The 7,968-nt window shown below is 66.5% G+C and carries 9 protein-coding genes and 1 tRNA gene; 4 read left to right on the top strand and 6 right to left on the bottom strand.

Annotated elements, in window-relative coordinates; genetic code table 11:
• The first annotated feature begins 143 nt into the window (after positions 1-143).
• Both SCD90_RS16050 and SCD90_RS16045 read left to right on the top strand, forming a co-directional pair.
• Positions 144-2,456: a xanthine dehydrogenase family protein molybdopterin-binding subunit gene (locus SCD90_RS16050; RefSeq protein WP_319845725.1), complete on the top strand. Its 2,313-nt coding sequence runs from the start codon at positions 144-146 to the stop codon at positions 2,454-2,456.
• A gap of 88 nt (positions 2,457-2,544) precedes the next feature.
• A complete protein-coding gene (locus tag SCD90_RS16045) occupies positions 2,545-3,663 on the top strand; it encodes a metallophosphoesterase (RefSeq protein WP_319845731.1) in 1,119 nt (372 codons plus the stop codon).
• A gap of 60 nt (positions 3,664-3,723) precedes the next feature.
• On the opposite strand, the gene SCD90_RS16040 is transcribed toward SCD90_RS16045, so the two are convergent.
• Positions 3,724-3,808, bottom strand: a tRNA-Leu gene (locus SCD90_RS16040).
• Positions 3,809-4,041: 233 nt separating this feature from the next.
• Here SCD90_RS16040 and SCD90_RS16035 point away from each other — a divergent pair.
• Positions 4,042-4,560: a disulfide bond formation protein B gene (locus SCD90_RS16035; protein WP_319845724.1), complete on the top strand. Its 519-nt coding sequence runs from the start codon at positions 4,042-4,044 to the stop codon at positions 4,558-4,560.
• Here SCD90_RS16035 and SCD90_RS16030 read toward each other — a convergent pair.
• The 4 genes from SCD90_RS16030 to SCD90_RS16015 form a co-directional block, all read right to left on the bottom strand.
• Positions 4,527-5,084 carry an HNH endonuclease gene (locus SCD90_RS16030; protein WP_319845723.1) on the bottom strand — a complete coding sequence of 186 codons (558 nt, stop codon included), beginning with the start codon at positions 5,082-5,084 and terminating at the stop codon, positions 4,527-4,529. The two genes, SCD90_RS16035 and SCD90_RS16030, sit on opposite strands and share 34 nt — an antisense overlap.
• A gap of 90 nt (positions 5,085-5,174) precedes the next feature.
• Positions 5,175-5,477, bottom strand: coding sequence for a hypothetical protein (locus SCD90_RS16025; RefSeq protein ID WP_319845722.1), 303 nt, complete (start codon positions 5,475-5,477; stop codon positions 5,175-5,177).
• A 30-nt stretch (positions 5,478-5,507) separates the two neighbouring features.
• Positions 5,508-6,152, bottom strand: coding sequence for an alpha/beta hydrolase (locus SCD90_RS16020; RefSeq protein WP_319845721.1), 645 nt, complete (start codon positions 6,150-6,152; stop codon positions 5,508-5,510).
• Positions 6,153-6,155: 3 nt separating this feature from the next.
• Positions 6,156-6,656, bottom strand: a complete 501-nt coding sequence (locus SCD90_RS16015) for a CreA family protein (RefSeq protein ID WP_319845720.1) — start codon at positions 6,654-6,656, stop codon at positions 6,156-6,158.
• A gap of 101 nt (positions 6,657-6,757) precedes the next feature.
• Here SCD90_RS16015 and SCD90_RS16010 point away from each other — a divergent pair, with 101 nt between their 5' ends.
• On the top strand, positions 6,758-7,363 hold the full coding sequence (locus tag SCD90_RS16010) for a DUF4334 domain-containing protein (protein WP_319845719.1): 606 nt from the start codon (positions 6,758-6,760) through the stop codon (positions 7,361-7,363).
• On the opposite strand, the gene SCD90_RS16005 is transcribed toward SCD90_RS16010, so the two are convergent.
• Positions 7,318-7,968 carry a DNA-3-methyladenine glycosylase family protein gene (locus tag SCD90_RS16005; protein WP_319845718.1) on the bottom strand — a complete coding sequence of 217 codons (651 nt, stop codon included), beginning with the start codon at positions 7,966-7,968 and terminating at the stop codon, positions 7,318-7,320. The two genes, SCD90_RS16010 and SCD90_RS16005, sit on opposite strands and share 46 nt — an antisense overlap.

The raw sequence follows: 7,968 nt of genomic DNA, 5'->3' as shown, positions 1-7,968 counted from the left end.
GGGCCCGCCAGCCCGCAGGCGTTCGCCGACGCCGCGGCGGCCGAGATGGCCGACGCGCGGCCGCAATCCGCCAATGGCTTCAAGGTCGAGCTTGCGCAGCGGACGCTGTGTGCCGTCCTCACCGAACTGGCGGAGGCCGGACAATGAGCAATGTGCAGAACTTCATCATCAGCTCTGTCCGCACAGCCATCGGCTGGGTGCCCGGCCAATGGCTGCCCGGCGGCAAGCCCGATCCGCTGATCGAACGCCGGGCGGCAATCGGGCGGCAGGCATCGCGGCTCGACGGGCCGGAGAAGGTGACGGGCGGCGCGCGCTTCGCCGCCGAGGTTGCGATGGAGGGGCTGTGCTACGGCGCGCTTGTCCACGCCACCATCACGCGGGGACGGATCACTGCCCTCGACACGGGAATGGCCGAGCACGCGCCGGGCGTCCTTCACGTCGTCACGCACCGGAACATGCCGCGGGTCGCCAGCCCCGCCTTGATCGCCATCACCGATCCTACGGCGGTGGGCAACAGCAGCCTCCCCATCATGCAGGACGACAGGGTCCACTATAACGGGCAGATCGTCGCCATGGTGGTTGCCGAGACCCAGGAGCAGGCCGATCATGCCGCGACGCTCCTGCGCATCGACTATGCCGAAACGGCGGCGCCGACCCGGTTCGACGCCGCCAAGCCGGATGCCCGGATCATTCCGTCACTGATCATCGACGCCAACCATTGCACCGTCGGCAATCCCGAGCGGGAATTGGCGGGCAGCGCGCACAGCGTAGACGCGATCTATCGAACACCGGGGCAGAACCACAACGCCATCGAACTGCACGGGCTGACCGTGGCGTGGGATGGCGATGCTCTGAACGTCCACGACGCGACACAGATGATCGCGCCGACCGCCGCCACGCTTGCCAAGATTTTCGGGCTGAAGCGCGAGAAGGTGCGTGTCCTGTCGCCGTTCGTGGGTGGCGGCTTCGGAGCCAAGGGATTCTGGGATCACCAGATCGTCGCAGTCGCGGCCGCGCGGATGGTCGGCCGCCCGCTGCGGCTGATGCTGAGCCGCGAAAGCGTCTACCGGATCATCGGAGGACGCAGCCCGACCGAGCAGCGCGTGGCGATCGGCGCCGACGCGGAGGGCAACTTCACCGCGCTGGTGCACACCGGCTACTCGGTCATGCCGACCTATAGCGCAAGCCCGGAGGCTTACACGCTGGGAACGCGGGCGCTGTACAGCGCGAAGAGCTTCGAGTTTCTCCAGCGCCATCTCGATCTGGCCATCGTCGCCAACACCTTCATGCGCGCGCCGGGCGAGGCGGTCGGCACCTTCGCGGTGGAAAGCGCGGTGGATGAACTGGCGCATGCGATGGGGATGGATCCCATCGAGCTGCGGCTGCGCAACCTGCCCGACAGCCATCCGATCACAGGGGTCGCGTTCTCGCAGCACGCGCTGGACCAGGCCTATCGCGATGGCGCGAGCCGTTTTGGCTGGGATCGGCGCGATCCGGTTCCGGGCACCCGACGTGAAGGCGAGTGGCGCATCGGGATGGGCTGTGCGAGCGGCAGCTTCCCTTATGTCCGGATGCCCGGCGCTGCGGTGCGCATCACCCTGCACCGCGATGGCACCGCGCTTGTCGCCTGCTCTGCGCAGGACATGGGGATGGGAACGGCAACGGTGCAGGTCCAGCACGCGGCCGACCGGCTTGGCCTACCGATGGAGGCGGTGCGCTTCGCCATGGGCGATTCCGATCTTCCAGCCGCTCCGATGGCCGGCGGATCCGCGCAGACCGTCTCCATCGCCGGCTCGATCATCGTTGCGGCCGAGAAGCTGACGGGAGAGCTCTTGCGGCTGGCCGGCAACAGCAGCCCGCTCGCAGGCCTGCGCGCCGGAGAGGTGCGACTTGAGCGGGAAGGGATCGCCAGCACCGCCGATCCGTCCCGCCATGAAAGTTACGCATCGATCCTTGACCGCGCCAATCGCGACGAGGTCGTTGTGACCGCCACGGGCACGCCGCCGCTCGAGTTCTTCAAGCACACGATGCACAGCACCTCGGCCGTGTTCTGCGAACTCAGGGTGAGCGACGTGACCGGCGAGGTGCGGGTCGACCGGCTGCTCGGCTCCTTCGATTGCGGCGCGATCCTGAACCCGAAGACCGCCGCCAGCCAGTTCCGCGGCGGCATGATCATGGGCCTTGGCCTGGCGCTGATGGAGGAGACGCTGCTGGACGAACGCAGCGGCCGGATCATGAATCCCACCCTTGCCGACTATCACGTCCCCGCGCATCTCGACGTTCCCGAAATCGAGGTCATGTGGACAGGCATTCCCGATCCCCGCTCGCCGCTCGGCGCACGCGGCATCGGCGAGATCGGCATCACCGGCGTGGCGGCCGCCGTGGCCAATGCGGTGTTCAATGCGACCGGTAAACGCGTGCGCGAGCTTCCGATCACACTCGACACGTTGATGTGAGGTCGCCTGAAGACGCGGCTTACTGCTTGCTAATCGGCAACGAAGGACGCCATGCCTTCGCAATCCCGCCCGCACCCGGAGTATGACGATCTCTAGCCTTGTCGTGGCCGTTCCGTCCTTGCTGGTGATCGTTCGCTGGTTGTGGCCATTGTCGCTGCCCTTCTGGGTGAAGGGCGCGATGGCAGTGCTGCTGCTCGTCGCCTCGCAATACCATCTGTGGAGCCGGCTCTCCTCCGGATCGGTGTTCGCACCCGAGTTCCCGCGCGCGATCGTCATCGCCTTCAACTGGAGCTTCGGGGCGATCCTGTTCCTCGCAGCCCTGCAGGTGTTGCTCGACCTGGGAACACTGGCTGCCATGGCGGCGCGCTGGCGCACCATGAGCGCTCCGGACAGCATCCGCTATGCGGCAGCAGCCATCGCGGCGCTGCTGGCGGCGTTCTGTGTTGGCAACGCGATCCGTGTTCCGCCGATCAAGGATGTCGAGGTCGCCATCGCCGGCCTGCCCCCGCAGTTCGACGGCTACAAGGTGCTGCAGCTGACCGATCTCCACATCAGCGGGCTGTTCGCGGCAGAATGGACAGCAGCCACGGTTGAGCGGGCGAACGGCGCAGGCGCCGATCTCATCGTCATATCGGGAGATTTCATAGACGGCTCCGTCGAGATGCGTCGTGAAGACGTGGTGCCGCTGCGGGATCTGCTCGCGCCCGACGGAGTCTACGCCGTCCCCGGAAATCACGAGTACTTTTTCGATTATCCAGCCTGGATGGATCGCCTGACAGGCCTTGGCATCCGCATGCTGCCGAACGCGCATGCCGTGCTGGCTCGCGGCGACGGTCGTCTCGTCCTGGCGGGTGTCACGGACCGATCCGCTCGCGCTACCGGTCACGCGGGGCCGGACCTCGCAACGGCTCTTGCGGGGGCACCGGCCGGCGTACCGATCCTCCTTCTCGATCATCAGCCAAGGAACGCACCGGATGCGGCGGCGCGCGGCGTTGCGCTCCAGCTATCCGGCCACACCCATGGGGGCATGCTCGTGGGGCTGGACCGGCTTGTTGCGCGCGCCAACAACGGGTTCGTATCGGGCCGATACGCGGTCGGTGACATGACGCTCTATGTCAGCAACGGCACCGCGCTTTGGCCGGGCTTCGCGCTTCGCCTCGGCCGGCCTTCCGAGCTTACGCGCATCACTTTGCGTGCGCGCCGATAGGTCGTCGCAGTTGCGGCAAGGCGCGCTGCCAACGGCTCGGCTCTGCTCGATAAAGAAGGATGGTGCGGGTGGCCGGGGTCGAACCGGCACTCCTTTCGGAACCGGATTTTGAGTCCGGCGCGTCTACCAATTCCACCACACCCGCATGTGCCGCCGATCCGGTCCGGCGCTCACTGCACCTATAATGCAGCCGGAGCGAAAACTGAATATCGGCGGCATCTTCTGCCATGGCCTCGGTTTCGAAGTCCAGTACCTGCAGATGGCGTCCTGCCGCGCGATGGACGAGCCGATCGTGAGGCGCTAGAGCACCGGAAGCTCCCTGACGCGGCGGCTCACCGGTTGGTGGCTGCCGGTCGAATGCCAATCCCTGGTGTGACCATGCCCCTTATCGCCCGCGCCGCACCATTGCTGATCCTGCTTGTCGCCTGCGCTGCTCTGGGCGCGGCGCTCATCTTCCAGCATGTCTTCGGCTATGTGCCGTGCCAGATGTGCCTGTGGCAGCGCTGGGCCTATTATGTCGGCATCCCCCTTGCGGCCGTACTCGCGGCCGGTGGGACAAGGCTGCCCTCGGGTCTGGTGAAGGCCGGGCTCGCCGTTCTGCTTCTCGTCTTTGCCGCCAATGCGGCGCTCGGCCTCTACCATGCCGGCGTGGAATGGCACTTCTGGCCGGGACCGACCAGTTGCGGAGCGGGCGCAGCGGGCCCCAGCACCGGCAGCCTGATCGAGGACCTGAAGCGCACCCGCGTGGTGGCCTGCGACGCGGCGCCCTGGCACTTCCTCGGCCTGTCGTTCGCCGGCTGGAACATGGTCGCGAGTGCCGTGGTTGCGCTGATGTCCGGGGTGGGCCTGCTCGGCCGTCGGCCCTACGGCTCCAGCTCGGTGTCCCAGTACAGGTAGTCGAGCCAGGAATCGTGCAGGTAATTGGGCGGGAACAGCCGCCCGTTGCGGTGCAGGTCGTTGACGGTCGGCGGATAGGGCATCTGCGCCGGCAGCATCCCGCAATGCTGGGGCAGTGCCGCGCCCTTGCGCAGATTGCAGGGCGAGCATGCCGCGACGACGTTCTCCCAGGTCGTCTGGCCGCCGCGCGAGCGCGGGATCACATGGTCGAAGGTCAATTCTTCGTGCGAGCCGCAGTACTGGCAGGTGAAACGGTCGCGCAGGAACACGTTGAATCGCGTGAAAGCCGGATTGCGCGAGGGCTTCACATAGCTTTTGAGGCAGACCACCGAGGGCAGCCGCATCTCGAAGGTGGGGCTGCGCACCACCCGGTCATAGTGCGAGAGCACGTTCACGCGGTCGAGGAAGATGGCCTTAGTGGCATCCTGCCAGGACCAGAGCGACAGCGGGTAGTAGGACAACGGACGGTAGTCCGCGTTCAGGACGAGGGCAGGACATGCTTCGGGAGAGACGTGCATCGTCACCCAGCGCTCCGGTCTATGCGCCGGCGCCCAGCCGACGCACTGGGACAGTCTAGGATTTGTGTGTCCGTCTTGTGAAGCCCCCGGCAGAGGCTACCTTGAGGTGTCTCCGGAACGCAGCGCCTTCAACGCTATTCCGCACGCCGAAGGCTTGACGATGTCGATCGCGCGGTAGCGCCCCTGCGACACCGTGAACTTCACGCAGATGGCGTCGCGTGGATGCCACCAGTAGTTCCGGATCTTGTTGACGTAGCCGAGACGGGCGATCCCCAATTCGGCCTGGCCCGCGCGTGCGCCGACATAGCTCTGCAGTTCCGCAGGCGGGTGAGCGGACGCGGCCGGCGCCATCAGCGCCGACGCCGCCAGCAGGAAACATGTCCGCAGTGACCTGAGCATCGCCCCTTCTCCCCGTCGTGCGGAAGCTGTCTAGCCCAGGTGCTCGACAAGAAAATCAGCACCAAGCGCCAGACCCTTGCGGTCGATGCCATGCGCCATGCCATGCGCGACGTGCCAGCGACGAGGCACATCATTCTCGGCCAGCGTCTCAACCGTGGCGACAAGCGCATCCACGGGGATGACCTGATCCATGGTGCCGTGCGCCAGCAGCACCGGAGGTCGGGACTTGATGTCTCCAGCAAGATGCTCACGCCCCGCCAAAGTCCCCGCGAAGCCGATGATGCCGGCGAGCGGCTCGGCGCGCCTCAAGCCCACATGCAGCGCCATCATGGTGCCCTGGCTGAAGCCGACGAGCGCCACCTTGCCTGCGGGCAGGCCCGTGCGCTGCATCTCCTCGTCGATGAAGGCGTCGAGCACGGGGCCGGCACCCCTCACCCCGTTCCACCGCTCTTCTTCGCTGCGCAGGCTGAGATCCCACCATTGCTTGCCCTGAGGGTTCTGCAGGCAATCCTCGGGCGCGTGCGGCGAGACGAACTCGGTGTCCGGCAGGCGCTGCGCCCATTCGGAGCCGAGACCGATCAGATCGTTCCCATCGGCACCATAGCCGTGCAGGAAGATGACGAGCGAACGGGTCGTGCCGCTGGCGGCGGCGAGGCGGGGGCCATCAAGGTGCATCGGCTACTCCAGAAAATCGCCGCAGCGGGGACCTTCCTGCGTTCCCCACGGCATGATGGGCACGGCTGAGGTCGAGTTCTTGGGCGATCCCTCGATCAGCTTGTCCGTGTACATCAGATAAACCAGCACATTGCGCTTCGCATCACAGCCCCGGACGATCTGAACCTTCTTGAAGAAGATCGAGCGGCGCTCGCGAAAGGCTTCCTCGCCCTGCTTGAATTTGCCCTTGATGGCGATCGGCCCGGTCTGCCGGCACGCGAGCGACACGTCGGACGCTTCCTCGGCAAGTCCCGCCCAGCCCTTCCAGCCGCCCACTTCGGGCAGCGTGAAGTGGCAGGCCACATTCTCGATCAGCGGATCGTCGATGGCGTAGACCGCGAGCTTCGCATCCGGGGAGAACATCCGGAACACGGTGCTTTTCTTGAAGATCAATTCAGGATCGTCCTCGGCGAGAGCCGGGGCGCAGAGCGCCAGCAGGACGCCAAGGGTGGTGAGAAGCCGCATAAGATATCGCCCGTGGGGAAGAGGTCTGCAGAAGATAGGGCGGCGCGTCCGCGCACCAATGGCCTGAGATGAACCTAACGGGCCTGAGCCGGTTGATACGGATGGAACATCCCTCGCAAGCGTCGAGCCACGCTGCGCAACTTGCGCTGCTGGAGAAGCGCGGCGGAACCGGAAATGTGCTGACGGCGCTGTTCGACAGCCTGGAGCCGGCCCAGCCGTGGAGCATCCGCGGGCGTTACAGAGGCGCCGGCATCGAAACGGGGCACCCCATGAACGGGGTGATGGAAGCGCTCGGCTGGTACGGCAAGCAGTTCCTGGACAGCGGGCGTGCCCATCCGATGCTGTTCCGCTCCATGCGAGGGCAGTTGACCTCGCTGGACCCGGCCCTGATCCCGGCACGCCTTGCGGCGAAAGCCGGCGTCCTGCTTCGGAGCAAGCCTGCGCGGCTGGCCTTCAAGATGGCGATGCCGGCCTTCTCGACGCGGCGGCCGACTGCACGGCTGCACAGCCGGATGCACAGGGGCGTGGAAACGGCTGCGATGATCTACGACGCACAGCCCATTTGCGATTTCCTGCGCCGCGTGGACGACGACACCTTGCTGGGCTTCATGGAGATGCGCGGCGTAGATCCCTACTTCTTCACGCTGCGGCGGGACGCAGATCAAACCGGAGCGGAATCGCGTCCGCTGCGGACCGCCCCAAGATAAGCCCAGAACAGGCGTGCGGCGACGCCCCGATGCGGACGCCACCCTTCGGCCATTGCCCTGAGGTCCCGCTCCTCGGGGCGCTCATCGAGCCCGTGGATCAGGCGCGCCGCCTCCCGGACCGCAAGATCACCGGCGGGGAAGACATCGGGATGCCCGACGGCGAACAGCAGGAAGACTTCCGCCGTCCACCGTCCGACGCCCTTGATGCGGCAAAGGGTGGGGATCGCCTCCTCGGCGTCGAGCGAGGAGAGGGTGGACAGATCCAGTCCGCCGGTCACCTCCGCAGCCGCAGCCCGCAGCGCCCGCATCTTCTGGATGGACAGACCTGCGCGGCGCAGCGCCTCGTCAGGTGCCTCCAGCATTGCATCGGCACTGAGCGTGCCGAGTTCCGCCTCCAGCCGCGCCTGGATGGCCCGCGCCGCGGCCACCGAGATCTGCTGGCCGACGATCACCCAGACAAGCCCTGCGAAATCGGGCGAAATCCTGCGCAGGGGCAGCGGGCCGGCTATCCCACTCGCCTCCGCCAGGCCCGGCGCGCGAACGAGCAGGGCGTCCAGATGGGCGGCGAGATCCGCCTCGTTTGCGATGGTCGCTGGAAGATGCAT

It is taken from the genome of Terrihabitans rhizophilus (genome assembly GCF_033898525.1).
Lineage (GTDB): Bacteria > Pseudomonadota > Alphaproteobacteria > Rhizobiales > Methylopilaceae > Flaviflagellibacter > Flaviflagellibacter rhizophilus.
Note: the sequence above shows the minus strand (reverse complement) of the source record. Positions and strands in the feature narration are given on the sequence as shown.

What these genes read in the sequence shown, in the direction of transcription:
- SCD90_RS16020 (WP_319845721.1), bottom strand. Translation starts at nt 6,152, where the DNA reads ATGCACCTTGATGGCCCCCGCCTCGCCGCCGCCAGCGGCACGACCCGT.
- SCD90_RS16035 (WP_319845724.1), top strand. Translation starts at nt 4,042, where the DNA reads ATGCCCCTTATCGCCCGCGCCGCACCATTGCTGATCCTGCTTGTCGCC.
- SCD90_RS16015 (WP_319845720.1), bottom strand. Translation starts at nt 6,656, where the DNA reads ATGCGGCTTCTCACCACCCTTGGCGTCCTGCTGGCGCTCTGCGCCCCG.
- SCD90_RS16010 (WP_319845719.1), top strand. Translation starts at nt 6,758, where the DNA reads ATGGAACATCCCTCGCAAGCGTCGAGCCACGCTGCGCAACTTGCGCTG.
- SCD90_RS16005 (WP_319845718.1), bottom strand. Translation starts at nt 7,968, where the DNA reads ATGCATCTTCCAGCGACCATCGCAAACGAGGCGGATCTCGCCGCCCAT.
- SCD90_RS16050 (WP_319845725.1), top strand. Translation starts at nt 144, where the DNA reads ATGAGCAATGTGCAGAACTTCATCATCAGCTCTGTCCGCACAGCCATC.
- SCD90_RS16025 (WP_319845722.1), bottom strand. Translation starts at nt 5,477, where the DNA reads ATGCTCAGGTCACTGCGGACATGTTTCCTGCTGGCGGCGTCGGCGCTG.